A 23,546-nucleotide genomic window follows, 5' to 3' on the forward strand; every position below is an offset into this window, starting at 1 on the left:
GTCCTTGTGGAGACACTGTAAATGGCTTTCAGCATCGATTTGTCGGGCCGCGTGGCCTTTGTCACCGGCGCCTCCAGCGGCCTGGGTGCCCAGTTTGCCCGCACGCTGGCCCGGGCCGGTGCCGCAGTGGTGTTGGCCAGCCGCCGCGTCGAGAAGCTCAAGGAGCTGCGTGCCCACATCGAGGGCGAGGGCGGCAGCGCCCATGTGCTGCCCCTGGATGTGACCGATCTGGACAGCATCCGTGCCGCGGTGGCCCATGCCGAGACCGAGGTGGGCTCGATCGACATCCTGGTCAACAACTCGGGGGTCAGCACCACCCAGCGCATCCAGGACGTGGGCGAGGACGATTTCGACTTCATCTTCAACACCAACGTCAAGGGTTCGTTCTTTGTGGCGCAGGAGGTCGGCAAGCGCATGCTGGCCCGTGCCCGCGGGGCGGCGCCCGGCACCTACACCGGCGGGCGCATCATCAACATTGCGTCGATGGCCGGCCTGAAGGTGCTGCCCCAGATCGGCGCCTACTGCATGAGCAAGGCCGCGGTGGTGCAGATGACCAAGGCCATGGCGCTGGAGTGGGGCCGCTTTGGCATCAACGTGAACGCCATCTGCCCCGGCTACATCGACACCGAGATCAACCACCACCATTGGCAGACCGAGCAGGGCCAGAAGCTGGTCAACATGCTGCCACGCAAGCGCATCGGCAAGCCCGAAGACCTGGACGCCTTGCTGGTGATGCTGGCCAGCGATCAGAGCCATTTTGTGAACGGCGCGATCATCGCCGCTGACGACGGCTTTGCGGTCTGAGGGGCGGCGCGGTGCGGATCGAAATCCCTGAGCGCAAGCGCCTGGTCCATGAGATGCGCATCCCCATCCGATGGGGTGACATGGACGCCATGGGCCACGTCAACAACACCAGCTATTTTCGTTACCTCGAAACCCTGCGCATCGACTGGATGCAAGCCATCGGCTGCCCGCCCGCGCCGCAGGGCGAAGGGCCGGTCATCGTCAACGCATTCTGCAATTTCTACCGCCAACTGGAGTACCCGGGCGAGGTGCTGGCGCGCATGTATGTGAGCGACCCGGCCCGTACCACCTTCGAGACCTGGGCCACGCTGGCGCGGGTGGACGATCCTGATGTGATTTGCGCGGCGGGCGGGGCCACCACCATCTGGGTGGATTTCCCCAAGCAGAAGGCCGTGGCACTGCCCGACTGGATGCGCGCCCACGTGGCGGATTGAGGTCTCAGCGCACCACGCGGTAACGATCGGCGTTGGCCTGAAGCCAGCGCTCTGCCAGTTGTTGGGCCGAGACGCCCGCGTGCTCTCCTTGGGCAGGCTGGCTGTCGGCCTGATGCGCGGGATGGAAATCGGCCCGGTAATAGCGCAGCAGGGCCGGTACGGAAAGCCGCAACACACCGTGTCGACCCAGCATGAAGCCCAGGGCGCTGCGCCAGGTGCTCAGGCGCCACAGACTGCGGTCCCGCTTCAGGTTGAGCAGGGTCTGGCCCAGGCAGTCCAGGCTGAAGAGGATCAGCACATAGGTGAACCAGCGGCGGCGCCAGGTCAGGTTGCCGCCCAGTGCCTGGTAGAGGTCAAATGCCACGGCGCCATGCTCGGTCTCTTCGGCGGCGTGCCAGCGCCACAAGGTCTGCATGCGGGGCTCGGCACCGGCCAGCAAGGTGTCGTGGCGCAGTGTGAGGTCGGCCAGCACCGCTGTGCAATGCTCATAAGCGCAGGTCACGGCCAGAGGGTGCAGGGCCTTGAGGTGGCGTGCTCGCTCAATGCGCCGCTGCGCCCAGTGCTGCCAGCGATTGACCAGTCCTTGGCGCTCCAACTGCTCGTTGTAGAGCCCATGCACCCGCCGGTGGGTGGCTTCCTGCCCGATGAAGCCCTGGATCGCCTCGCGCAACACAGCATGCTGCGGCCCCTCGGGCAAGGCCTTGAGCGCCTCGCGCACCGAGTCGATGAAGAACTGTTCGCCGACCGGAAAGCTCATCGACAGCGCATTGAAAAACATGCTGCGAAAAGCGTCGCCGCCATGCCAATGGCGCTCAAAGCCGGCGCTTAGGTCGATATCCAGCCTGCGAACGTTCAATGGGCCTGGGGTCGTCATCGCACCCCCTCAAGCCTTGGCCTTGGGCACGCGCCCCATCAGGTAGAACTCGGGGTTGGGCAGCATGCCGCTGAAACTGGCGATGCGGTTGGACATGCCGAAGAACGCGGTGATGGCCGCGATGTCCCAGATGTCCTCGTCCGAGAACCCGTGCGCGTGCAGCGGTGCGAAATCCGCGTCGTCCACTTCGTGCGAGCGTTCGCAGACCTTCATGGCGAAGTCGAGCATGGCGCGCTGACGCGGGCTGATCTCGGCCTTGCGGTAGTTGATGGCCACCTGATCGGCCACCAGCGGCTTTTTTTCATAAATCCGCAGCAGCGCGCCGTGGGCCACCACGCAGTAAAGGCATTGGTTGGCGGCACTGGTGGCGGTGACGATCATCTCCCGGTCGCCTTTGCTCAGGGAGCCTTCTTCCTTGAGCATCAAGGCATCGTGGTAGGCAAAAAAGGCCCGCCACTCGGCAGGGCGGCGCGCCAACGTCAGAAAAACCTGCGGCACAAACCCGGCTTTGTCCTGCACGGCCAGCATTTTTTCCCGAATATCGTCTGGGACATTGTTCAACTCTGGCGGCTCATAGCGTGAACGGTTCATTTCGGTCTCCATGGTGCTTGTGCTTGCCATCATAGGGTTGCAAAGGGAGGGGCTTTCCTCGATGAAAGCCTTGGGTTGATAAAAACTATTGATTATTTAGAGGCAATTTGTTTTGTTTATTTTGAGTGGCTTTCTACCATTCCTTCATCCAGCTCCCTTTGCATCCTAGGACAACATCATGAGCCAGCCCACCCTGACCACGGCCTCCGGCATTGCGGTCGCAGACAACCAGAACAGCCTCACGGCCGGCCCCCGGGGCCCGATCCTGCTGCAGGACGTTCACCTGATCGAAAAGCTGCAGCATTTCAACCGCGAGCGCATCCCTGAGCGCGTCGTGCATGCCAAGGGCTCGGGGGCGTACGGCACCTTCACGGTGACCCACGACATCACCCGCTACACCAAGGCCAGCCTGTTCAGCACGATCGGCAAGCAGACTGAAACCTTCACCCGTTTCTCGACCGTGGGAGGTGAGCGCGGCAGTGCCGACACCGAGCGCGATCCGCGTGGCTTTGCCACCCGCTTCTACACCGAAGAAGGCAACTGGGATCTCGCGGGCAACAACACGCCCATGTTCTTCATCAAGGACCCGATCAAGTTCCCGGACTTTGTGCACACCCAGAAGCGCGATCCGCAGACCAACCTCAAGTCGCCCACCATGATGTGGGACTTCTGGAGCCAGGCGCCCGAGAGCCTGCACCAGGTCACCATGTTGTTCAGCAACCGGGGCACGCCCGATGGCTACCGCCACATGGACGGCTTTGGCAGCCACACCTTCAGCCTGATCAATGCCGAAGGTGTGCGCGTCTGGGTCAAGTGGCACTTCAAGACCCAGCAAGGCGTCAAGAACCTGTCTGCTGCCGAGGCCGGCCGCCTTGCGGGCGCTGATCCCGACTATGCCCAGCGCGATCTGTTCGAGGCCATTGCCCAGGGCGATTTCCCCCGCTGGAATGTGTTCATCCAGGTGATGACCGACGAACAGCGCCTGGCCTGGGAGGCCCGCACCGGCTGGAACGCGTTTGACCTGACCAAGGTCTGGCCGCACAGCGATTTCCCGCGCCTGCCCGTGGGCGTGCTTGAACTCAACCGCAACCCCGCCAACTACCATGCCGAGGTCGAGCAGGCCGCGTTCAGCCCTGCCAACGTGGTGCCGGGCCTGGGCTACAGCCCCGACAAGATGTTGCAAGGCCGCTTGTTCGCTTACCACGATGCGCAGTTGTACCGGGTGGGTACCAACCACCAGCACCTGCCGGTGAACCGCCCGCGCTGCCCCTTCCACAACCAGCAGCGCGACGGCGCCATGGCCATCGACAACGGAGGCTCGGCGACCCATTACGCCAACGTGGCTGCTGCGGGCACCGCGCCGCAAGGCATGGGCCACGGTGAGCCGGCGTGGGACCTGGTGGCGGCGGCCGCTCGCTACGACGCCCGTGGCAACGAGGACGACTTCACCCAGGCCGGCAACCTGTACCGCCTGCTGTCCGCTGCCGAGAAAGACGACCTGACCAGCAACATTGCCGGTGCCCTGTCCAGCGTGCCGCGCGAGATCCAGGATCGCCAGATCGCGCACTTCAGCCGGGCCGATGCCCAGTACGGTGCCGACGTGGCCCGTAAACTCGGTCGGGGGGCATGATGCGCGCCCGCCTGTGGTTGGGGCTGGCCCTCAATGTCGGGGGTCTGGCGGTGGTGTTGCAGCGCCTGACTTCGCATGGGGTGGGCGCATGAGGGCTCGCACCGCGACGTCCGCGCGCCAGTTTCCCTGGCGTGATGAGTTCTGGCAGGCCCTGCAATCCTGGGCGGCATCGGTGGGGCAGGGCACGGCGGCCTGAAGGTCGGAATTCCTGCTGGGCTGCATGCGAATGACGCAACCCGCCCCCCGATTCAAGTTAAACACCGGTAGCGCAACTGCCGGCGTTATGGCCACCCCGAGGGGTGGCCTTTTTATTTTTAGGGCAGCGCTTCAGCGTGCGCCCAGGTAGTCCAGCTTGCCCAGGGGCACGCCCTGATGGCGCAGCAGGTCGTAGGCCGTGGTCACGTGGAAGAAGAAGTTGGGCAGTGCAAAGCTCAGCAGGTAGTCGATGCCGGTGAAGTGTCGGTCGCCACTGCGCAGCTTCAACACCACCTCACGGGCTTCCGAGCCATCGATCTGTGCCGGGGCGATGGTCTTCAGGTAGTCCAGCGTCTTGGCGATGCGGGCCTGCAACTCGGCCAGAGTGACTTCGGTGTCCGGGAAGGCCGGGGCTTCCAGACCGGCCAGGCGTGCGGCGCAACCTTTGGCGGTGTCGGCGGCGATGAAGACCTGGCTGGTCAGGGGCAGCATGTCAGGTGCGAGGCGCAACTGGCTGTAGGTGGCGGGGTCGATCCCCTGGGTGGCGGCATGGGCCGCCGCTTTTTCCAGAATGCTGGACAGGGCGCTCAACTGGCGCACAAAAACGGGCACGCTGGCCTGGTACATCGAAATGCTCATGGGGCTTTCCTGGGGGTGTTGCTTGAAAACCGCCATGATCCGCCAAAACCGGTCTTCGTGCCGATCGGTGCCGCATCACCCCGCCAGCAGCCGGTGCACCAGATCGGCGGTGGTGTTGGCCTTGTACTTGCGCATCAGGCGGGCGCGGTAGATCTCGACGGTGCGGTGGCTGATGGCCAGCGCCCGGCCAATCTCCTTGGACGTCAAACCATTCATCAGGTGTGCCGCCACCTCGCGTTCACGGGCCGTCAATTCGGCCTTGACCGGGCGGCGTGAGCTCAGGTCTTCAAAGGTCCAGATGCCGGCTTCATGCGGGTTGTCCCGATTCAGGGCCCGGCCGGTGACGTGGCACCAGAAGGTCTCGCCCTTGAATCGACCATCGACCCGCTTCATGACCCGGTCGTCTGAATAATGCCCATGGACATTCAAAATGGGGGCGATGCGCTCGCCGGTGCGTTCGTATTCGTCAGCACTCGGGTACAGCACCCTGAAAGACTGGCCCACCAACTGGTCCCGCGTGGTGCCGAACATCTCGCACACATGGAGGTTGCAGTCCACGATGGCGCGGTGGCGCGACAACACCAGGCCCACGGGGGCGAGGTCGAAAGCCAGGCGGTAGTCGAGTTCGATCAAGGGCGTCCTACAGAGTCTTGCTTACGAGCTTCTACGTATCCAAATAAGTAGTATCTTCTGCATTCTAAGTTCCACCTGCACGCATCTTCAGGAGACATTTGTGAACAAACTTTTTCCCTCCGCCACCGAAGCGCTCAAGGGCGTCGTCAGTGACGGGCAATTGCTGGCCGTCGGCGGTTTCGGCCTCTGCGGCATCCCCGAGGCCCTGATCGACGCCTTGCGCGACACCGGCGCCAAGAACCTCACCGTGATCTCAAACAATGCCGGCGTTGACGGCTTTGGCCTGGGCAAGCTGCTCGAAACCCGCCAGATCAAGAAAATGATCTCCAGCTACGTGGGCGAAAACAAGGAGTTCGAGCGCCAATACCTGGCTGGCGAACTTGAGTTGGAGTTCACGCCCCAGGGCACGCTGGCCGAAAAGCTGCGCGCTGGTGGTGCCGGCATCCCGGCCTTCTTCACCAAGACCGGCGTGGGCACCGTGGTGGCCGACGGCAAGGAACTGCGTGAATTCGATGGCGAAACCTATGTGATGGAGCGCTCGCTGGTGCCCGATGTGGCCCTGGTGAAAGCCGATGTGGCCGACAAGGCCGGCAACCTGCGTTTCCGCTACACCGCGCGCAACTTCAACCCCGCCGTGGCCATGGCCGGCAAGCTGTGCATCGTCGAGGTCGAGAAGATCGTCGAAGTGGGCGAGATCGCCCCCGATGACGTGCACCTGCCCGGCATCTATGTGCACCGCCTGGTGCTCAACGCCCAGCCCGAGAAGCGCATCGAGAAACGCACCATCACCGAAAAGGCAGGAGTCTGAACATGCCCTGGAATCAAGACCAAATGGCGGCCCGTGCCGCGCACGAACTGCAAGACGGCTTCTACGTCAACCTGGGCATCGGCATCCCCACCCTGGTGGCCAACCATGTGCCGTCCACCATCGAGGTGTGGCTGCAGTCCGAGAACGGCATGCTGGGCATCGGCCCCTTCCCGACCGAAGACGAGGTCGACGCCGACCTGATCAACGCCGGCAAGCAGACGGTCACCACCATCAAGGGCTCGTCGATCTTCGGCAGCCATGACAGCTTTGCGATGATCCGTGGCGGCAAGATCAACCTGTCCATCCTGGGCGCCATGCAGGTCAGCGAAAAAGGCGATCTGGCCAACTGGATGATCCCCGGCAAGATGGTCAAGGGCATGGGCGGCGCCATGGACCTGGTGGCGGGCGTCAAGCGCGTGATCGTGCTGATGGAGCACGTGGCCAAGAAGAAGGACGGCACCGAAGACCTGAAGATCTTGCCGCAATGCACCCTGCCTTTGACTGGCGTGGGCGTGGTGGACCGCATCATCACCGATCTGGCCGTGATGGACGTCACCCCCGAAGGCCTCAAGGTGGTGGAACTGGCCCCCGGCGTGACCCGCGAGTTGCTGCAATCCAAGACCGGCGTCACGCTGATCTGATCGCGGCCTGAATCCGCCAGCACCTGCTGACCGCCCCGAGTGTTTCGAGGGGCGGTCGCCCTGAAGACGAGCCTGGCCTCGTCTTTTTTTCGTGCCACGCCAGCACCCTGGGGGGCAGATGGGCAGAATCGGGCCCATGGAACATGAGCTCAGGATGGCCTTCGACGTCACGCCGGCCCCGCCCGGCCCGGTGGTGCTGGTGCTGGCCTCGGGCCGCGGCGAGCGTTTTCGCGCCTCGGGCGGGCTGACGCACAAGCTGCAGGCCGACCTGGGCGGGCGCACGGTGCTGCAGCGCACCCTGGACGCGGTGCGCGCCAGCGGGCTGCCCTGGCATCTGGAGGACCGGGGTCACCCCGGCATGGGCGACAGCATCGCGGCGGCCGTGCAGGCCACGGCCCAGGCGGCGGGCTGGCTGATCCTGCCCGGTGATCTGCCCCTGGTGCGACCTGAGAGCCTGCAATCCGTGGCCCGGGCCTTGTCGACCTGGCCGGTGGTCCTGCCACGCCATGGGGGTGAAAAAGGGCATCCGGTGGGGTTTGGCCCGGCCTGTCGCGACGGCTTGCTGGCCTTGTCGGGCGATGTGGGGGCGGCCTCGGTGCTGCGCCAGTGGCTGGCCCTGGGGCAGGTGCTCACGCTGGATCTGGACGACGCCGGCATCGTGACCGACATCGACACCCTGGATGACCTGGCTCGCGCGGCCTGCCGGCTGTCCAGGTAGGGGCCTGTCGACAGGCCCCTATTCGGTGCTGTGGGGGGCCAGGCGCAGCAGGCGGGCCAGGCTGCGGTCATGGATGCCCAGCTTCAGCAGCCCCTCGTGCGTCTGGCGCACGTAATCCAGGGTGGTGCCGAATTTGCCGCAGGACTGGCTGAAGATGCGCCGGTAATCGGCCTCGCTGAGGTTCCCGGTGTGGCTGGGGCTGCGTCGCGACAACGTGAAGGCCAGCGCCGACACGGTGCCCGTCGGGGTTTGGCAGCGCAGCCAGCGCGGGTCGTAGACGCCGGTCATCATTTCGCGGTGCCACAGCCGCACCAGGGCCGACTCGGCCTCGTGGCGTGGAATGCGGAACACCGCACCCTGGCAGCTACCGCCCGACAGCATGCCGAACACCAGGCCCGGGCACTCTGGTGTACCCCGATTGATGCGGCTCCACATCTTGAGGGCGCGGTGCCAGCCGTGCACACGCGCCGGCCGCTGCTCGTCAAACGCAAATTCGGGGCGCCAGATCAGCGATCCGTAGGCAAAAACCCACAAATCGTGTTGCCCGCCCCATTGGCGTCGGGTGTGCTCCAGCATGGGACCAGGGTCGCGCAAGGCGGTCATGCCTGCCGGGGTGAATTCACTCATGGCTGCTTCGAAATCCAGGGCACTGGGGTCGGAATGAAGGTGGTATTTTGCGCCCGCTCGGCCGGCTGGCCAGCCGGTGTGTGGTTTTTGGAACGAGCCTGCCGACATTCCCATCGATTTGAAAGCGCGAAAAGCGTTGAATTCATCGTTGGCGACAGCAATTAACCAGATTGCTCGATTCAATATGATATTTTCGAGCACTGATCTCAAAAAGGATCTCATGGAGTCTTGGAGCAATGAAGCGCTGGATGCCCTGCGGTACGCGGGCGATCCACTGGCGGACGCCACGGTGGCCCGGCTGATGCACGATTGGGTGTCCCCCCCGGCCGGGCCGACTCTGGAGCAGTTGCAGCAGCTCAATCAGGTGCCTCTGGAGCGCCTGAATGCGGCCACGCGCCTGCTGCAACAGATGCCGGTCAATGGTGGCCTGGCCGATTGGCGACCGCTGCCGCCCCCGGCCTATCCCGATCTGGCCGACGTGCTGGTCGACTATGTGCGGCAGGCCCTGCAGGACTATGACTGGGCGCCGGACCCCCTGGTCAACCAGGCCGAGCAGGTGTTTGCCGAGCTGGGCGTGTTGTCCTGCCTGATTCAATTCTGTGCCAGCCTGCCTGAATGCTATGTGGTGCCCGATTTGTCGGACGTCCTGCATGTGGCGGGCCAGCTGGAGCAGCACACCGACCACCGCATCCGCGCCACCGCCGCCATGATCTTTCCGGTCATGTTGCCGGGGGGGCTGACCTCGGCCAGCGGGCGCGGGGTGGGGCAGATCCTCAAGGTGCGTCTGATCCACGCCACCATCCGCCACCTGATCCTGCGCGGGGAACCTCAAGCGGTGCTCGCCTCGGTGCGCAGGGCCGCTGGTACCCCCCAAGGCATGGTGCCACCCCTGTCGTCTCCCACGCCAGTGCAGGGTCTGCAGGCCAGCCTGTTGTCCCATGGCTGGGATCTTCAACAGCACGGCATGCCCTGCAACCAGGAGGAGCTGGGCTACACCTTGTTGACCTTCAGCTACGTCTTTCTGCGCAGCCTGCGTCGCCTGGGGCTCGGGCTCTTGCCCGAGCAGGAGACCGCCTACCTGCATTGCTGGAACCGGGCCGCGCGTCTGCTGGGCGTGAGCGATGCCATGCTGGCCAGCCGCTACGACAGCGCGGCCGAGTTGTTCGCCCTGATCCAGCAACGGGCGCGGGCAGACCGCCCCTTGCCAGACGTGCGCCCCCTGCTGGGTCAAGCACTGGTGGCCAACCTCGAAAGTGTGGTTCCCTTGCGCCTGCTCAAGCCGGTGGGCCCTTTGATGATCCAACATCTGTGCGGTCAGGAGGTGGCGAGCGAGATCGGCGTGATCACCCCGGCGGGTGGTTTGAGCGTGTTGATCTTCAATTTGGGCATGGCGCTCACGCGGGGGCTGGATGCCCTTGTGCGCGTGTTCGTGCCCGGGTTTTCGCTGGCGCGCTTCTTCACCCGTCTGATTGGGCAGCAGTATGTGTGGGCTTTTCTGCTCAGTCAGACACGGCCTCTGGTGTTGCCCACCGAGTTGCTGGGCGAGGTCCATGCCACCCTGAACACCTGGTCGGTCGACCCCAAAGCCCCGCGTTGGCTCAATGCGATCGAACGGTGGGTTCATGGCCCCCGATCGGCCAGCGCGTCCGGTACCACCCAACCATGAAGGTCTTGTTGGCCCGGCCGTCTGTTTTTTGGCTGTCGCCATGTGCTTGAGACGGCCCGTGTCGCGTCCACCAGGAGTTCGTTAGATGTTGTGCATTGCCTGTCACGGCGTGTTGGCCGATGGAGATCCGCAGTGCGCTGGCTGTGGACAGGACCAGCGCATGCGCTGTTCAACCTGTGGCACGCCGGCGGCTGCGACCCATCGGTTCTGTGCCTCGTGCGGTGCCCGACTGAGTTTTCAACTGCAAGGTCAGTCTGACGGAGCGCTGAAAGACTCGGCCGAGAAGCGCCACCTGACCGTGTTGTTCTGTGACCTGGTCGACTCGACGGCCCTGTCTGGGGTGGTCGACGCGGAAGACCTGCGCGAAATCATCCAGGCCTACCAGGCGATTGCGGCCGACATCATCCGCCAGTACGACGGTTACATCGCCCAGTACCTGGGCGATGGTCTGCTGGTGTACTTTGGCTATCCGCGGGCGCACGAGGATTCACCGACACGCGCCTTGCGCGCGGCCGAGGGCATCATCTCCGCGCTGCCCCGCCTGAGTGCCCGCCTGCGCCACATCACCACGCTGGATCTGCAGGTGCGCATCGGCATCCACACCGGCATGGTGGTGGTCGGGCAGGTCGGGGCAGGGGCCCGCCATGAGCGCCTGGCCATCGGCGAAACCCCCAACATCGCAGCCCGCCTGCAGGCCGTGGCCCAAGGCAATGAAGTGGTGGTGTCGGGCAGCACCCATCAGGCCATCCGCGATGCCTTGCCCTGGCAGGCGCTGGGCGAGCTCCACTTGCGCGGGGTGGCCCATCCGGTGGAGGCCTGGCGCCTGTGCCGGCTTGGCGAGTCCGGCACGGTGGGCGGGCCCGGCCCGGCACGGCGTCAGATCGGGCGTGACGGCGAGTTGGGTCAGCTCTTGCAGGACTGGCAACAGGCACTGCTTGGCCAGCCGCGGATGGTTCTCATCGAGGGCGAGCCCGGGATTGGCAAGTCGCACCTGCTGGCCCAGTTGAGGCAGAAGGCCCGGGGCGACGGCGCCCTGTCGCTGGTGTTGCGCTGCTCGCCGTACCACGCGGCCAGCGAATGGTTTCCAGTGATTGAAGGCATGGAGCGCCTGGCCCAGTTCCAGCCCCAGGACGACGCCCACGAGCGCTACCGCAAGCTGCAGGCCTGCCTGCCCCCCGGCATGGCCGAGCATGAGCAAGACGTGCTGTTGCTGGCCCGGCTGCTCCGGGCGTCTCCCGACGGCCCAGCCGTTGCCTTGAACCTGGCGCCCGCATTGGCCAAGAAGCGCACCGAAGCCGCCGTGCTGCGCTGGTTGAGTCTGGTGGTGCGGCAGCATCCCATGATGCTGGCAATCGAGGACCTGCACTGGGCCGACCCTTCCACCCTGGCGCTCGTCGGATCCCTGGCCGAGCAGATGGCCTCGCAGCGCCTGCTGCTGGTGCTGACCCAGCGCGCTGGCGACAGTGCCCGCTGGGCCCCGACGCCGAGCACCCGACACCTGGTGCTGGACCGCTTGCCCAGCGAGGCGGCCGAAGCCCTGCTGCTGCACTGCATGGGTGGCAAACGCCTGCCCGCCGTGGTGGTAGCCCGGATCATCGAAAACACCGATGGCGTGCCTCTGTTCATCGAGGAGTTCACCCGCACCGTGCTGGAGTCCGATGTGCTGCAAGAGACCCCGGGCGGCTTCGAGTTGCGTGTGGCCCTGCCGGTGGCGCTGATCCCGGACAACCTGCGTGACTCGCTGGCCGCGCGTCTGGACCGGCTCGATGCCGGCCGCGCTGTGGCGCGCCGCGCCTCGGTGATCGGCCGGCGCTTCCGGCGCAGTCTGCTGGCCGCGCTGTGCGGTGCCGACGAGGCGCTGGTCCAGCAAGGGTTGCAGGAGCTGCTGGCGGCAGGCCTGGTGTTCGCCCTGGAGGGCAGCGACCAGGATTTCGAGTTCAAACACGCGCTGGTTCAGGCCGCCGCCTACGACTCGATGCTGCGGCGCGACCGGCTCATGCTGCATGGGCTGCTGGCGGGCGAGCTGCTGCGGCGCGACCCCGGCCTGATGCAGCGCCAGCCCGAGCTGCTGGCCCATCACCACAGCGAAGCCCATCAATGGTCCAAAGCCGTGCAACTGTGGTTGCGCGCCGGGCAGATGGCCCTGGCCCGCTCGGCCAACCACGAGGCGGTGCTGCACCTGCGCGCCGGTCTGGCGCTGGTGGGCCATCTCACGCCAGAAGAGGGGGCTCAGCTCGAACTCAGCCTGTTGAGCACGCTGGCCCCAGCCATCAAGGTCACGCGGGGCTTCACCGCACCCGAGCTGGAAACCTTGTATGCCCGGGTCGAAGCCCTGTGCCAGGTCATGCCGGATCGGCCTGAGATCTTCGTGGCCCTGAATGGCGTCTGGGGGTATCGGCAGGTCAAGGGGCAGCAGGCCGGCCTGGTGCAACTGGCGGAGCAGAACCTGGCCTTTGTGCAACGTGCCGGGGCCCCCACCATGCTGGCCCAGGCCACTTTCTCGGTGGGGGTGTCCCTGCTGTGGACCGGCGATTTCCGGGGTGCCAACGAAACCTTTTTGCGCGCGGTCGAGGTCTACGACCCCGTGCGCGATGCCGAGACCTGTCGCATCTATGGCTCCGACCCGCGCGTGGCCGCCGAATGCTACCGGTCCTATGCCTTGTGGGCGCTGGGCCTCACCGATCAGGCCCAGGCTGCCATCGAGCGAGCCGGGCGCTGGTCGAGTGCGCTGAACCATCCCTTCAGCCAGGCCTGGACCCTGGCCTTCCGCAGTGCCTACAACGTGATGGTTCATGAGCCTGAACGCCTGTTGCAGGAGATCGACCAGCACATCGCCTATTGCCGCGAGGTCGGCCATGTGTTCTGGCTGGCCACCACCACCGCCAGCCGAGGCTGGGCCCTGGCCATGAGCGGCCGCCTGACCGAGGGCATCGAGGCCCTGCGCGCAGCGCTGGCCTTCCAGGGCTCGATTGGCGTCGGCGTCATCCAGCCGCAGTGGCGATGCAAGCTGGCCGAGGCCCTGATGCTGAATGGCCAGTACCAGGATGCCTCCGATGAGATCGAGTCGGCGCTCAAGGCCTGCGAGGCCAACGAGGATTTCTTCTGCCGCATCGAGATCCTGCGCGTTCGGGGCGAGATCGAATGGCGCCGCCACCCTCAAGAGCCCGAACTGGGCTTGGGCCACCTGCGTGCCGGCCTGGAGCTGGCGCTGCGCCTGCACCAGCTGCCCTGGGGGCTGCGCATCGCCACGCAGTTGTGGCGGGCCGCGCAGGCCGGGGGCCCGCCGGCGCCCTGGTTGCCCGAGCTGCTGGCCCAGGTGACCGAAGGTCAGGATACCTGGGTCGTGCGCGAGGCGCGCGCGGCCCTGGCGGCCAGCACCTGCCCGCTCAGCACAGATCCTGCCCTGTAACCCCTTCGTACAGCGGGCGGCCCAGCACGGCGTTGCCAGCCTGCAGCCCGGCCATGGCGGCCGCCTCCACGCAGCCGGCGTTGAAGCCGTTGTCGATCCAGTCGCCCGTGATCACCAGGTTGTCAAAGCCGGTTTCATTGGCCTTGATGCGCGCCGAGGCGCTGCCCGCCACCGACATCACGTAGCGCTCCGAGGGATCGACGTTGGCACGCTGGTAGACCTCGACCACGGCGTCGGCGGGCAGGGCGCCCGCACCGTTCACGGCCTGGGGCCACAGCAGGCGCACGTGCTCGCGGGTCAGCACCTCGGTGGCGGCCTTGACCTTGTCCAGTGCCCGGTGGGGTGTGGCCGCGTCTTGCGGGTCCAGTGGGGGCTCATCCAGTGCGCCGCAGAAGTAGGCGACGTTGCGCGGTGCCTGGCCTTCGGGCCAGATCTCCATGGGCAGCAGGTGGCTCATGTCGGCCCAGCTGTCCAGCGGCTCGATGAAGGAGTCGACGATCGGCGGCGGGGCGGTCCAGCCCAGTTCGGCCAGAGGGGGGCGAAGCCAGAACTGCACGCCCTGGGTGCACACGGTCTTGACCCGGTCGACCATGGTCTGCCAACGCGGCTCGGCCCGGCACAGCTCGTCGCACAGCAGGGGCACGCTGCCCAGTGAGATGCCGAACACCACGGTGTCAAAGTCACGCCCGCGTTGCAGCTCGAACTCGGCTGCGTTGTCCCAGCGGAACCACAGCGACTCCAGGTCCAGGCCCTGTTCGGTCGCGGCCTGGCGCAAGGCCTCGCCCTGGCTCAGTTGGCTGTAGTCGGGCTCGGCCGGCCAGCAGTCCAGGCCTTTCACGTTCACCAGCGGTTGGTAAGGGCTGGGGGTGTCGACCTGGCGGGCCATGCCGATGCGTTCGATGGCGCGGCGGTCCTCCGACAGGCTCAGGCGCTGAACTTTGTGGAAAAAGCGGAACTGCACTCCGCGCTGGGCCAGGGCCTTGTACAGCGGGGTGAAGATGGTGTCGCCCATGCCGGCACGCATCTTCCAGAAGATCGCACCGTTGTAGGTGCAGCACATGCGGAACAGGGTGCGCACCGTGGGGGCCGTGGCGTAGTTGGCGCTGCGTTCGGTGTCCTGACTGTCCCCTTGGTCGAAGGCGAACACAAAGTCGTAGAACAGTCGCAGCAAGGGGTTGACACGGGTGTCCAGGGTGGCGGGCATGGCCCCGTGGCGCCGCAGCCAGACCCGGATCTCCTCGTCCAGCTCGCCCAGCGGCCGGCCTTCCAGCACCTGGTCGATCAGCAGGCCCCGCAACACCGACACCACCAGATCGACCATCAGCAGATGGCGCAGGGCGGCCAGGTCGTCCGGGTCCAGTCGTTCGTACTCATGGGCCACCCAGGTCTGCAGGTGCCCGAGCAGGCTTTCGATCAGTTCGCGCTCGCGCGCCTGGTGTGCCTTGGGGTCTTTGGCCAGGCGGGCCAGCAATTGCTGCAGCAGCACCAGGGCACCCAAGCCAGCGCTGACGGCCACCTCTTCCACCGTCAGGGCCAGCTCCTCGGCCTGCTCCTTGATCCAGCCGATCAGGCCATGGTGATGGATCGGGTGCTCGTTGCGGTACACCCGCGCATGCACCGACTGGCCGGCCTGCCCCAGCAGCAACTGCACCAATTCGGACAGGTAGGACCACAGTGAGGGCAGGGCACCACCTTGCCAGGGCCGTTGGCCGTTGGTGGGCATCTGCATCATCCAGGGCGTGGGGTCGCCGTCGAAGGCTTCGTAAGCCCCCACATAGCTGTGCGGCTCGAAAGCATCCTCGCACCGTAGGAACACGCCCTTGGCGATGCGCGGCGGGGTGTGGCCCACAGCCACGGGTTCGGCGTCGGGGTTCAGCTCGGTCAACGCCTGCTGCATCATGCGAAACGCGTTGTGGTAGAAGCCCAGCCAGATGTGCAGCCCGTGTTCCTCGATGCGCCAATGCGGGGCGCGTCGCCCGCTGGCCCCCTTGCCGCCCAGCCGCCAACCCATCTGGTACACCGTGACCTCGTAACGGTCCTGCCAGCCCGGTTCGCTGGTGATCTGGAAGGCGCTGGTCATGGCGCCGACGCCACCTCCCAGAATCGCGATCTTCTGCTTGCCTGAAGCGTTCTGCGCTTTGTTCATGGAACGTTCTTAATTGTTAATAATGATCATTTTTCCGATCAGCGGCGAGTATCCGGGGACGTTCTGTATGGGGTCAAGTCGTTTTTTGAGGCAGGGCCAGCCTCTGCAGGCCCTGCCGCATGGCATGGGAAATGCATGATCCGGGGCAGGGCAGCGGGCCGTCCGGGCCCGTGCCTTCTGTGTTCCTCTGTCCCCTGGGCCTCCACCTGATGACCTCTGATTCCCCTCTGACAGCCCCTGCTGCTGCCGCTGACCTCTTGCCCACTGAAGTGCTCCTGGATGAGCGCGACGGCCGCTACCTGCGTCAGGCCATTGGTCTGGCCGACCTGGGGCGCTCGCGCGGCAACCGGCCTTTTGGTGCGGTGCTGGTGTCGCCTGAAGGCGAGGTCATGGGCGAAGCCTGGTGCAATACCACCGAAACAGGCGACTGCACCGGGCATGCCGAAACCAGCCTGGTGCGCGCGGTCAGCCCGCGCTACACCCGCGAGGTACTGGCCCAGGCCACCCTGTATTCCTCGGGCGAGCCCTGCGTGATGTGTGCCGGGGCCATCTATTGGTCCAACATCCGGCGCGTGGTGTACGGCATTGACGCCTGGCGTCTGCGTGCCTTCCGGGGCGAACGCCTGGACCAGCGCGATGCCGAGTTGTCATGCCGCGATGTGTTCGAGGCCTCGCCCTATGCCATCGAATGCATCGGCCCAGCGCTGATCGACGAAGCCAGCCGCTCGCACGTCGGCGCCTGGAAGGCTTGACGGGCCTCGCATGAACGCCCAGCCCAAGGCCCTGGACGACACCGGCCCTCAGACCCGACAGCGGCTGGGCCGTGAGCGCACGTTGGCCCTGATCCGCGAGGCGGCGATTGCCGAGTTCAGCCTGCACGGCTTCAAGGGCGCGTCGACCCAGGCGATTGCCGAGCGGGCCGGCCTGACCAAGCCCCAGTTGCACTACTACATCCGGGGCAAAGACGAGTTGTACGAAGAGCTGCTGGGCTCGGTGCTGGCCGGCTGGAGCAACGCCTTCGTGTTTGACGGCAATGCCGACGAGCCGCGCGAGGTGCTGCGGGAATACGTGCGCCGCAAGCTGGACTACGCGCTGGACAACCCCGGCCTGTCGCGCATCTTCACCAGCGAGGTGCTGGCCGGCGGACGCAAGCTGGGGCGCTACTGGCCGGTAGCACGCCAGTCCACTGACGACAAGGTGGCCGTCATCGAACGCTGGATGGCCCGGGGGCTGATCCGCCCCCTCAATCCACGCGTGCTGCTGATGCAGATCTGGGGCATGACCCAGCACTACGCCGACTACGGCGTGCAGGTGCGGGTGATGCTCGGGCTGGCGCCCGATGCACCGATCGAACGCGAGCCCATCGTGCATGAACTCACCAATTTCGTGCTGCTGGGCTGCGGACTGCCCGCGGATGACGCAGCGGTGCATCGCCCTGGGGCATCCGGGCCTGCTTGACCCGGGTCATGCCCGCTGCCACCTCGAATCCAGCCTGGCACAGGCTTTGCAAGTGATTTGACCGATTGATCAAATCAAACGGTCAACTTTCAGCCGATGGGGTTTTGCTGGGGTCGATGCCTTCGCCACGAAAGGGGAGAAGTCGATGCGGATTCTGGTGATTTATGCCCACCCGGTGGAGACCAGCTTCAATGCGGCGCTGCACCGCCAGGTGCTGGAAAGCCTGCGGCAGGCGGGCCATGAGGTCGATGACTGCGATCTGTACGCGGAAGAGTTCAATCCGGTGATGTCGCGCGAAGAGCGGCTGGGCTACCACGAGGTGCCGCACAACCAACGCCCGGTGCAACGCTATGTAGACCGCCTGATGTGGGCCGAGGCCCTGGTGTTCTGCTTTCCGACCTGGTGCTTCGGCTTGCCGGCCATCCTCAAGGGCTTTTTTGACCGGGTGCTCATGCCCGGCGTGGCGTTCGACATCAGCGACCCGCAGAACGTCAAGCCCTCGCTCACCCACATCCGGCACATCTCGGCCGTGGTCACCTATGGCCGCCCGCGCTGGACGGCGCTGCTGATGGGCGACCCGCCGCGCAAGGTGATCTCTCGCTACCTGCGCCTGCTCACTGGAGGTGGGGCCAAGGTCAGCTACCACGCCCGCTACCACATGAATGTGGCCACCCCGAAGACGCTGGAGGCCTTCAAGGCCCGTGTCGGCCAGGCCATGAGGCGCTTCGCATGAATCTCTCCGATCTGAATCCATCCGTCCCGATGGCCGCTGTGGGCCAGGGCGATGCACTGCCGGCCCTGGGCGGAGCGCGCCTGCCGGCCTGGGCGTTGCCGGCCGACTGGCCGCGCAGCCAGGGCCTGCCCGCGCTGGCCGATGTGCTGCTGGAGGGCGGGCGCATCAGCGCTGTTCGCCCCCAAGGCAGTGGGCCTTTGCCCCCAGGCGCCTGGGCCCTGGGCGGCGCGCCCGTGTTGCCGGGGCTGGTGGATGCCCACACCCACCTCGACAAGGCCTTCACCCTGTCGCGCATGGGGCAAGTCCAGCCCGGTCTGTTGGGCGCCATCGAGGCCATGATGGCCGACCGCGCCCACTGGAGCGTCGAGGACGTGCGCCAGCGCGCCAGCCAGGGCCTGCAATGGGCCCATGCCGCCGGGGTGGTGCACCTGCGCACCCACTGCGACTGGTGGGAGCCCGAGGTCACGCCCGTGGCCTGGCCCGTGTTGCGCGAACTGGCCGAAGACTGGCGCGGCCGGCTGCAGCTTGACCGCGTCAGCCTGATCCCGCTGCACCTGTTTGCCGAACTCGACACCGCGCTCTCGCTGGCGGCCCGGGTGGCGGCCTCTGGGCCCGGGGCCTGCCTCGGAGGGTTTGTGCACAGCACCAACTGGAACCCGCAGGCCCTGCGCCACCTGCTGATGGCGGCCCGCCAGCACGATCTGGACGTGGACCTGCATGTGGACGAAGAATTGCACGCCGAGGCTCAGGGGCTGGCCCACGTCGCCGAGCTGGTGCCGGCCCTGGGCCTGCAAGGCCGGGTGGTGTGCGGCCACACCTGTGCCCTGGCCGCCATGCCCGAGGAGCGGGCGCTGCCCATCCTCGACGCGGTGGCCCGCGCCGGCCTGACCCTGGTCACCCTGCCCATCACCAATCTGTTGCTGCAGGACGCCGTCACCGGGCGCACGCCGCGCCAGCGCGGGCTGACGCTGGTGAAAGAGGCGAGGGCGCGCGGCATCCCGCTGCTGCTGGCCAGCGACAACGTGCAAGACCCGTTCTGTCCGCTGGGCAGCTTCGACCCGCTGGAGGCCTTTGCCACCGGCGTGGCCATGGGCCAATGGGCCCAGGCGTCCCAGGCCTTCGACGACTGGACCGACACCTTGTGCCGCCGCGACTGGCTGGCGCGCGCCGGCTCAGCCCGCCCCTGGGGCGTGGGCAGCCCGGCTGACCTGCTGATCTTTCCCGAGGCCAACGCCTGGGGCTTTCCCTCGCGCACAGCCCGGCGGGTGGTGCTGCGCGAAGGCCGGCGCCTGGCTGCGCCCCACCCACTGCAAGAGGTCGCACCATGAGCCCGCAAGCCACCATCGCCCAACCCCTGGCCCGCTATGCCGCCTGGCGCCGTGCCGGTGATTTCATCTTCCTGTCGGGGGTGATTGCGGTCGAGCCGGCAGAACAGAAGATCGTGCGCGGCTTTGCCGACATCCCGGACGAGGCGGCCGAACTCATCGGCCGCACCGGTGAGTTCTCCAGCGATTACAAGGACGGCCCCATCCTGGCCCAGAGTTGGTTTGTGCTCGACCGCATCCGCCTGACCGTCGAGGCTGCGGGCGGCCAGATGAGCGATGTGTTCAAGCTGGTCCAGTACTTCAAGTGTCTGGATGACTTTCCGCGCTACAGCCGCGTGCGCCGGCTGTTTTTCCCGGGCGAGCCGCCGGCCTCCACCGTGGTCGAGGTCAGCGGCATGTTGCCCAGCCCCGACATCGTGATCGAGGTCGAGGCCACGGCCTACCTGCCACTTCGCTGAACCGAAGCGTCGAACCCAAGCGTCGAACCCAAGGACTGCCCATGCTGCACGGCTACAACCCGCCCCAACGCTACCTGCCTTACCTGAGCTGGCGCCAGATCGCCGACCTGCCCGACCCGGCCAACACGGTCATCGTGTTGCCCACCGGCGCCACCGAGCAGCACGGGCCGCACCTGCCGTGTGCCGTGGATTCGGTGATTGCCGCCGGCGTGGTGGGCCACGCACTGGCCCGCCTGAGCCCCTCGGTGCCAGCCTATGCCATGGCCCCCATCACCTACGGCAAGAGCGAAGAGCACCTGCACTTTCCCGGCACCATGACCTTGAGTGGCGAGACCCTGCTGGCCACCATGAACGAGGTGGGCGAATCGGTGTACCGGGCCGGCTTTCGCAAGCTCCTGATCGTCAATGGCCACGGCGGCCAGCCCCAGGTGATGGAGATGGCGGCGCGCGAGCTGCGCCTGCGCCACGGTGACTTCATCGTGGTGCCCAGCTTCACCTGGCGCGTGCCCCATGTGGCGGGGCGCTACCTGTCGGAGCGCGAAAAGAAGCTGGCCATGCATGCCGGCCATGCCGAAACCGCACTCATGCTGGCGCTGGCGCCCGACACGGTGGACATGTCGCGGGCGGTCTGCAACTACCCGCCCGAGTTTCCCTCGCGCCTGCTGTCGCCCGACGGCCGACCTGCCTGCGCCTGGAGCGCACGCGACTTCGGCCCCAGCGGGGTCATCGGTGACCCCTTGCCGGCCACGGCCGAGCAGGGCCAGGCCATCCTCGATTCGCTGGCCGAGAGCTGGGCCCAGGCGATCACCGAACTGCACGAACTGAACTGGGCGCCGCGTGCCGAGGCCACCTGGGGCCGGGCCCACCACAGCGGACACATCGAGGCCTGAGGCCCTAGCCCTGCATCGCCACTGTCTTTTCACCCCCTGTCTCAACCCCCACTGGAGCTATGCCATGACCTTCTCTGCCGTGCCGTCCACTCTTCGCCGCCCCCTGCGCCCGCTGGCCCTGGCCAGCCTGGCCCTTGCCCTGGGCACCGGTGTCGCGCGGGCCGACGAGCCCTTTGTGTACATGACCAACTGGTATGCCCAGGCCGAGCATGGCGGCTTCTATCAGGCCCTGGCCACCGGCCTGTACAAGAAGGCCGGCCTCGATGTGAGCATCAAGATGGGCGGCCCCCAGGTCAATGTGGTGCAGATCATGGCTGCCGGCCAAGCCGACTGCGTGATGGGCTCCAGCGACCTGCAGATGGTGCAGATCCGCGAAGGCGGGGTGCCCGTGGTCAACGTGGCCGCCCTGTTCCAGAAAGACCCGCAGGTGCTGATCGCGCATGAAGACGTGAAGAAGTTCGAAGACCTCAAGGGCAAGACCATCCTGATCGCGGGCTCGGCCCAGAAGGGCTTCTGGCCCTGGCTCAAGGCCAAGTACGGTTTCACCGATGCCCAGACCCGCCCCTACACCTTCAACATTCAGCCCTTTGTGGCCGACAAGAACACGGCCCAGCAGGGCTACCTGACCAGCGAGCCTTTCGCCATCCAGAAGGCCGGTGTCAAGGCCAACACCCTGATGTTCAGCGACCACGGCTTCCCGGCCTATGCCACCACCATCTCGTGCATGGACAAGACCACCCAGACCCGCAAAAAAGCCGTGGCTGCCTTTGTGAAGGCCTCCATTGAGGGCTGGAAGAGCTACCTGGCCGATCCGGCGCCTGGCAACGCCCTGATCAAGAAGGACAACCCGCAGATGACCGATGAGCAGTTGGCCTACAGCGTCAGCAAGCTCAAGGAAACCGGCATGGTGGGGGGCGGCGATGCAGCCAAACTGGGCATCGGGGTGATGACCGACACGCGCATCAAGGCCAGCTACGACTTTCTGGTCAGCACCCAGTTGATCGACCCGGCCAAGGTCAAGATGAACGAGGCCTACAGCACCGAGTTCGTCAAGGACGTGAAGGTCCTGCCTTGATCCTGCTGCCTTGACCCGTGCTGACCACGGCCTGCGACTGCTCACAGGCCGCTTCGACCCCGAAAGCCTCGCCATGAAACCCGACCCCAGTCGCCTGCCGTCCGCGCCTCGGCCCCCCGTCGTCGATCCGGCCCCCGTGCCCGAGGTGCCCGCCGTTGACATTCTGTCGGCCGAGAAAATCTACCCCAACGGGACCCGCGCCCTGCTGCCGGTGGACCTGAGCCTGCGCGAAGGCGAGTTCGTGACCCTGCTGGGGCCTTCGGGCTGTGGAAAAAGTACCTTGCTGAAGATGGTGGCCGGCCTGCTGGAGCCCAGCGACGGGCGCCTGCTGTTGTGGCGCAAGCCCGTGGCCGAGCTGACCCAGACCGGGCGCCGCATGGCCTTTGTGTTCCAGTCGCCCACCCTGATGCCCTGGGCCACGGTGCGCAGCAACGTGCGCCTGCCCCTGGACCTGGCCGGTGTGCCCCGCGCCGAGGCCGAGGCCCGCGTGAGCGAGGTGCTGGCCCTGGTGGGGTTGTCCCAGTTCGACCGGGCCTTGCCCCGGGCCCTGTCGGGCGGCATGCAGATGCGGGTGTCAATTGCCCGCGGGCTGGTCACCGAGCCCGATCTGCTGTTGATGGATGAGCCTTTTGGCGCGCTCGACGAGATCACCCGCCACAAGCTCGACGCCGACCTGCTGGAGCTGTGGCGCAAGAAGAAGCTCACCGTGATCTTCGTCACCCATTCGATCCACGAGGCGGTGTTCCTGTCGAGCCGCGTCGTCATGATGGCGGCCCGCCCCGGCCGGGTGGTAGAGCAGTTTTTCATCGACGAGCCGCACCCGCGGGCGGCCGACTTCATGGTCTCTCCGCAGTTCAGCCAATACGCCCGTCAGTTGCAGGACAGTCTGTTGCGCGCCAGCGCCGAGGAGACCCAGCCATGAGCTCGATCGTCCCCGCCCCCAAGGCCCCTGTGGCCTGGCTGCACCGCCCCGAGGTGCAGCGCGTGGTGTACCCGCTGCTGGTGGGCCTGGTCCTGCTGGCCCTTTGGCAGGGCCTGGTCAGCGGGCTGGAGCTGCCGCCCTACCTGGTGCCCTCGCCGGGCCTGATGCTGCAGACCCTGATCAAGGATTGGGCCACCCTGGGCCTGGCCTTGTGGGTCACCCTCAAGATCACGCTGTTCGCCTTCGTCCTGGCCGTGGTGGTGGGCGTGTTGATCTCCTTCCTGTTCGTGCAGAGCCGCCTGATCGAGACCGCCTTGTTTCCCTACGCGGTGCTGCTGCAGGTGACCCCCATCGTGGCAGTGGCCCCGCTGATCATCATCTGGGTGCGCGATGCCACGCTGTCGATGGTGATCTGCGCCGCCCTGGTGGCGCTGTTTCCGATCATCAGCAACACCACGCTGGGCCTGCGCAGCGTCGAGCCCGATCTGCAGAACTACTTCCGGCTCAACCACGCCACGCGCTGGCAGTCGCTGGTGCGCCTGCGCATCCCCAGTGCCTTGCCGTATTTCTTCGGTGGCCTGCGCATCTCCAGCGGCCTGGCCCTGATCGGCGCGGTGGTGGCTGAGTTCGTGGCCGGCACCGGCGGCAGCGGCGCCGGGCTGGCCTACCAGATCCTGCAGGCAGGCTTCCAGCTCAACATCCCGCGCATGTTTGCGGCGCTGCTGTTGATTTCGTTGACCGGCGTGGCGCTGTTTGCGCTGATGGCCTGGCTGAGCCGGCGGGCCCTCAGCGGCTGGCACGCCAGTGAAACCGCCCACGAGTGACCCTTTTCCTGTCCCTGACGTCCATCCCCCGCTTTCCGGAGACCTG

23 protein-coding genes are annotated in these 23,546 nt (G+C 66.2%); 17 read left to right on the plus strand and 6 right to left on the minus strand.

The genetic code is table 11. From position 1 onward, the window contains the following. Nucleotides 1-21 precede the first annotated feature (21 nt). Both AC07VS_RS17490 and AC07VS_RS17495 read left to right on the plus strand, forming a co-directional pair. On the plus strand, nt 22-804 hold the full coding sequence (locus AC07VS_RS17490; RefSeq protein ID WP_492345301.1) for an SDR family oxidoreductase: 783 nt from the start codon (nt 22-24) through the stop codon (nt 802-804). Nucleotides 805-815: 11 nt separating this feature from the next. Beyond that, nucleotides 816-1,238: an acyl-CoA thioesterase gene (locus AC07VS_RS17495; protein ID WP_494751590.1), complete on the plus strand. Its 423-nt coding sequence runs from the start codon at nt 816-818 to the stop codon at nt 1,236-1,238. 4 nt (nt 1,239-1,242) lie between these two features. Here the strand turns inward: AC07VS_RS17495 and AC07VS_RS17500 are convergent, their stop codons facing one another. Both AC07VS_RS17500 and AC07VS_RS17505 read right to left on the minus strand, forming a co-directional pair. Continuing rightward, nucleotides 1,243-2,112, minus strand: a complete 870-nt coding sequence (locus AC07VS_RS17500; RefSeq protein ID WP_494751591.1) for a metal-dependent hydrolase — start codon at nt 2,110-2,112, stop codon at nt 1,243-1,245. Nucleotides 2,113-2,121: 9 nt separating this feature from the next. Continuing rightward, complete coding sequence (locus AC07VS_RS17505; RefSeq protein WP_494751592.1) at nt 2,122-2,703, minus strand: peroxidase-related enzyme; 582 nt, start codon at nt 2,701-2,703, stop codon at nt 2,122-2,124. A gap of 178 nt (nt 2,704-2,881) precedes the next feature. Here AC07VS_RS17505 and AC07VS_RS17510 point away from each other — a divergent pair, with 178 nt between their 5' ends. Continuing rightward, nucleotides 2,882-4,333 (plus strand): catalase, encoded by a 1,452-nt coding sequence (locus AC07VS_RS17510; RefSeq protein WP_494655632.1) that lies wholly within the window; start codon nt 2,882-2,884, stop codon nt 4,331-4,333. Nucleotides 4,334-4,660: 327 nt separating this feature from the next. Here AC07VS_RS17510 and AC07VS_RS17515 read toward each other — a convergent pair whose 3' ends face one another. Together AC07VS_RS17515 and AC07VS_RS17520 are read right to left on the minus strand one after the other, a co-directional pair. After that, nucleotides 4,661-5,167 carry a DUF1993 domain-containing protein gene (locus tag AC07VS_RS17515; RefSeq protein ID WP_494655633.1) on the minus strand — a complete coding sequence of 169 codons (507 nt, stop codon included), beginning with the start codon at nt 5,165-5,167 and terminating at the stop codon, nt 4,661-4,663. A 75-nt stretch (nt 5,168-5,242) separates the two neighbouring features. Further along, nucleotides 5,243-5,797 (minus strand): helix-turn-helix transcriptional regulator, encoded by a 555-nt coding sequence (locus tag AC07VS_RS17520; protein ID WP_492345597.1) that lies wholly within the window; start codon nt 5,795-5,797, stop codon nt 5,243-5,245. A 103-nt stretch (nt 5,798-5,900) separates the two neighbouring features. Between AC07VS_RS17520 and AC07VS_RS17525 the strand changes: the two genes are divergently transcribed. The 3 genes from AC07VS_RS17525 (at nt 5,901) to AC07VS_RS17535 (ending at nt 7,967) form a co-directional block, all read left to right on the plus strand. Further along, the gene (locus tag AC07VS_RS17525; protein WP_492345307.1) at nt 5,901-6,608 is read left to right on the plus strand and encodes a CoA transferase subunit A; all 708 of its coding nucleotides are present in this window, start codon (nt 5,901-5,903) and stop codon (nt 6,606-6,608) included. A gap of 2 nt (nt 6,609-6,610) precedes the next feature. After that, nucleotides 6,611-7,249: a CoA transferase subunit B gene (locus tag AC07VS_RS17530; protein ID WP_492345308.1), complete on the plus strand. Its 639-nt coding sequence runs from the start codon at nt 6,611-6,613 to the stop codon at nt 7,247-7,249. Between the two features lie 136 nt (nt 7,250-7,385). Continuing rightward, nucleotides 7,386-7,967, plus strand: a complete 582-nt coding sequence (locus AC07VS_RS17535; protein ID WP_494751593.1) for a nucleotidyltransferase family protein — start codon at nt 7,386-7,388, stop codon at nt 7,965-7,967. 18 nt (nt 7,968-7,985) lie between these two features. On the opposite strand, the gene AC07VS_RS17540 is transcribed toward AC07VS_RS17535, so the two are convergent. Then, a complete protein-coding gene (locus AC07VS_RS17540) occupies nt 7,986-8,594 on the minus strand; it encodes a gamma-glutamylcyclotransferase (protein WP_494655635.1) in 609 nt (202 codons plus the stop codon). Nucleotides 8,595-8,814: 220 nt separating this feature from the next. On the opposite strand from AC07VS_RS17540, the gene AC07VS_RS17545 reads away from it, so the two are divergent. Together AC07VS_RS17545 and AC07VS_RS17550 are read left to right on the plus strand one after the other, a co-directional pair. Next, nucleotides 8,815-10,260, plus strand: coding sequence for an oxygenase MpaB family protein (locus AC07VS_RS17545; RefSeq protein WP_494751594.1), 1,446 nt, complete (start codon nt 8,815-8,817; stop codon nt 10,258-10,260). 160 nt (nt 10,261-10,420) lie between these two features. Beyond that, the gene (locus AC07VS_RS17550; protein ID WP_494655637.1) at nt 10,421-13,669 is read left to right on the plus strand and encodes an AAA family ATPase; all 3,249 of its coding nucleotides are present in this window, start codon (nt 10,421-10,423) and stop codon (nt 13,667-13,669) included. On the opposite strand, the gene AC07VS_RS17555 is transcribed toward AC07VS_RS17550, so the two are convergent. Next, nucleotides 13,647-15,815, minus strand: coding sequence for an NAD(P)-binding protein (locus AC07VS_RS17555; RefSeq protein WP_492345313.1), 2,169 nt, complete (start codon nt 15,813-15,815; stop codon nt 13,647-13,649). The two genes, AC07VS_RS17550 and AC07VS_RS17555, sit on opposite strands and share 23 nt — an antisense overlap. 209 nt (nt 15,816-16,024) lie before the next feature. Between AC07VS_RS17555 and AC07VS_RS17560 the strand changes: the two genes are divergently transcribed. The 9 genes from AC07VS_RS17560 to AC07VS_RS17600 all read left to right on the plus strand — a co-directional run bounded on the left by AC07VS_RS17560 (nt 16,025) and on the right by AC07VS_RS17600 (nt 23,500). Continuing rightward, nucleotides 16,025-16,567, plus strand: coding sequence for a nucleoside deaminase (locus AC07VS_RS17560; RefSeq protein WP_492345314.1), 543 nt, complete (start codon nt 16,025-16,027; stop codon nt 16,565-16,567). Nucleotides 16,568-16,577: 10 nt separating this feature from the next. After that, entirely contained in the window at nt 16,578-17,273 is a 696-nt protein-coding gene (locus AC07VS_RS17565; protein WP_494751595.1) for a TetR/AcrR family transcriptional regulator, read from the plus strand. A gap of 145 nt (nt 17,274-17,418) precedes the next feature. After that, on the plus strand, nt 17,419-18,006 hold the full coding sequence (locus tag AC07VS_RS17570) for an NAD(P)H-dependent oxidoreductase (protein WP_494751596.1): 588 nt from the start codon (nt 17,419-17,421) through the stop codon (nt 18,004-18,006). Nucleotides 18,007-18,035: 29 nt separating this feature from the next. Further along, on the plus strand, nt 18,036-19,334 hold the full coding sequence (locus tag AC07VS_RS17575) for an amidohydrolase family protein (protein WP_492345598.1): 1,299 nt from the start codon (nt 18,036-18,038) through the stop codon (nt 19,332-19,334). Next, the gene (locus AC07VS_RS17580) at nt 19,331-19,789 is read left to right on the plus strand and encodes a RidA family protein (RefSeq protein ID WP_494655640.1); all 459 of its coding nucleotides are present in this window, start codon (nt 19,331-19,333) and stop codon (nt 19,787-19,789) included. The genes AC07VS_RS17575 and AC07VS_RS17580 overlap by 4 nt, the downstream gene beginning before the upstream one ends. Nucleotides 19,790-19,830: 41 nt before the next feature. After that, nucleotides 19,831-20,679 carry a creatininase family protein gene (locus AC07VS_RS17585; RefSeq protein ID WP_494751597.1) on the plus strand — a complete coding sequence of 283 codons (849 nt, stop codon included), beginning with the start codon at nt 19,831-19,833 and terminating at the stop codon, nt 20,677-20,679. A gap of 64 nt (nt 20,680-20,743) precedes the next feature. Beyond that, complete coding sequence (locus tag AC07VS_RS17590; protein WP_494655642.1) at nt 20,744-21,754, plus strand: ABC transporter substrate-binding protein; 1,011 nt, start codon at nt 20,744-20,746, stop codon at nt 21,752-21,754. A gap of 73 nt (nt 21,755-21,827) precedes the next feature. After that, nucleotides 21,828-22,676, plus strand: a complete 849-nt coding sequence (locus AC07VS_RS17595) for an ABC transporter ATP-binding protein (RefSeq protein ID WP_492345599.1) — start codon at nt 21,828-21,830, stop codon at nt 22,674-22,676. After that, the gene (locus AC07VS_RS17600; protein ID WP_494655643.1) at nt 22,673-23,500 is read left to right on the plus strand and encodes an ABC transporter permease; all 828 of its coding nucleotides are present in this window, start codon (nt 22,673-22,675) and stop codon (nt 23,498-23,500) included. The genes AC07VS_RS17595 and AC07VS_RS17600 overlap by 4 nt, the downstream gene beginning before the upstream one ends. Nucleotides 23,501-23,546: the final 46 nt, after the last annotated feature.

The sequence above is a fragment of the Curvibacter sp. GW821-FHT01G03 genome (assembly GCF_059422285.1).

What these genes read in the sequence shown, in the direction of transcription:
- AC07VS_RS17490 (WP_492345301.1), top strand. Translation starts at nt 22, where the DNA reads ATGGCTTTCAGCATCGATTTGTCGGGCCGCGTGGCCTTTGTCACCGGC.
- AC07VS_RS17500 (WP_494751591.1), bottom strand. Translation starts at nt 2,112, where the DNA reads ATGACGACCCCAGGCCCATTGAACGTTCGCAGGCTGGATATCGACCTA.
- AC07VS_RS17505 (WP_494751592.1), bottom strand. Translation starts at nt 2,703, where the DNA reads ATGAACCGTTCACGCTATGAGCCGCCAGAGTTGAACAATGTCCCAGAC.
- AC07VS_RS17510 (WP_494655632.1), top strand. Translation starts at nt 2,882, where the DNA reads ATGAGCCAGCCCACCCTGACCACGGCCTCCGGCATTGCGGTCGCAGAC.
- AC07VS_RS17515 (WP_494655633.1), bottom strand. Translation starts at nt 5,167, where the DNA reads ATGAGCATTTCGATGTACCAGGCCAGCGTGCCCGTTTTTGTGCGCCAG.
- AC07VS_RS17530 (WP_492345308.1), top strand. Translation starts at nt 6,611, where the DNA reads ATGCCCTGGAATCAAGACCAAATGGCGGCCCGTGCCGCGCACGAACTG.
- AC07VS_RS17535 (WP_494751593.1), top strand. Translation starts at nt 7,386, where the DNA reads ATGGAACATGAGCTCAGGATGGCCTTCGACGTCACGCCGGCCCCGCCC.
- AC07VS_RS17540 (WP_494655635.1), bottom strand. Translation starts at nt 8,594, where the DNA reads ATGAGTGAATTCACCCCGGCAGGCATGACCGCCTTGCGCGACCCTGGT.
- AC07VS_RS17545 (WP_494751594.1), top strand. Translation starts at nt 8,815, where the DNA reads ATGGAGTCTTGGAGCAATGAAGCGCTGGATGCCCTGCGGTACGCGGGC.
- AC07VS_RS17550 (WP_494655637.1), top strand. Translation starts at nt 10,421, where the DNA reads ATGCGCTGTTCAACCTGTGGCACGCCGGCGGCTGCGACCCATCGGTTC.
- AC07VS_RS17555 (WP_492345313.1), bottom strand. Translation starts at nt 15,815, where the DNA reads ATGAACAAAGCGCAGAACGCTTCAGGCAAGCAGAAGATCGCGATTCTG.
- AC07VS_RS17560 (WP_492345314.1), top strand. Translation starts at nt 16,025, where the DNA reads ATGACCTCTGATTCCCCTCTGACAGCCCCTGCTGCTGCCGCTGACCTC.
- AC07VS_RS17565 (WP_494751595.1), top strand. Translation starts at nt 16,578, where the DNA reads ATGAACGCCCAGCCCAAGGCCCTGGACGACACCGGCCCTCAGACCCGA.
- AC07VS_RS17570 (WP_494751596.1), top strand. Translation starts at nt 17,419, where the DNA reads ATGCGGATTCTGGTGATTTATGCCCACCCGGTGGAGACCAGCTTCAAT.
- AC07VS_RS17575 (WP_492345598.1), top strand. Translation starts at nt 18,036, where the DNA reads ATGGCCGCTGTGGGCCAGGGCGATGCACTGCCGGCCCTGGGCGGAGCG.
- AC07VS_RS17580 (WP_494655640.1), top strand. Translation starts at nt 19,331, where the DNA reads ATGAGCCCGCAAGCCACCATCGCCCAACCCCTGGCCCGCTATGCCGCC.
- AC07VS_RS17585 (WP_494751597.1), top strand. Translation starts at nt 19,831, where the DNA reads ATGCTGCACGGCTACAACCCGCCCCAACGCTACCTGCCTTACCTGAGC.
- AC07VS_RS17590 (WP_494655642.1), top strand. Translation starts at nt 20,744, where the DNA reads ATGACCTTCTCTGCCGTGCCGTCCACTCTTCGCCGCCCCCTGCGCCCG.
- AC07VS_RS17595 (WP_492345599.1), top strand. Translation starts at nt 21,828, where the DNA reads ATGAAACCCGACCCCAGTCGCCTGCCGTCCGCGCCTCGGCCCCCCGTC.
- AC07VS_RS17600 (WP_494655643.1), top strand. Translation starts at nt 22,673, where the DNA reads ATGAGCTCGATCGTCCCCGCCCCCAAGGCCCCTGTGGCCTGGCTGCAC.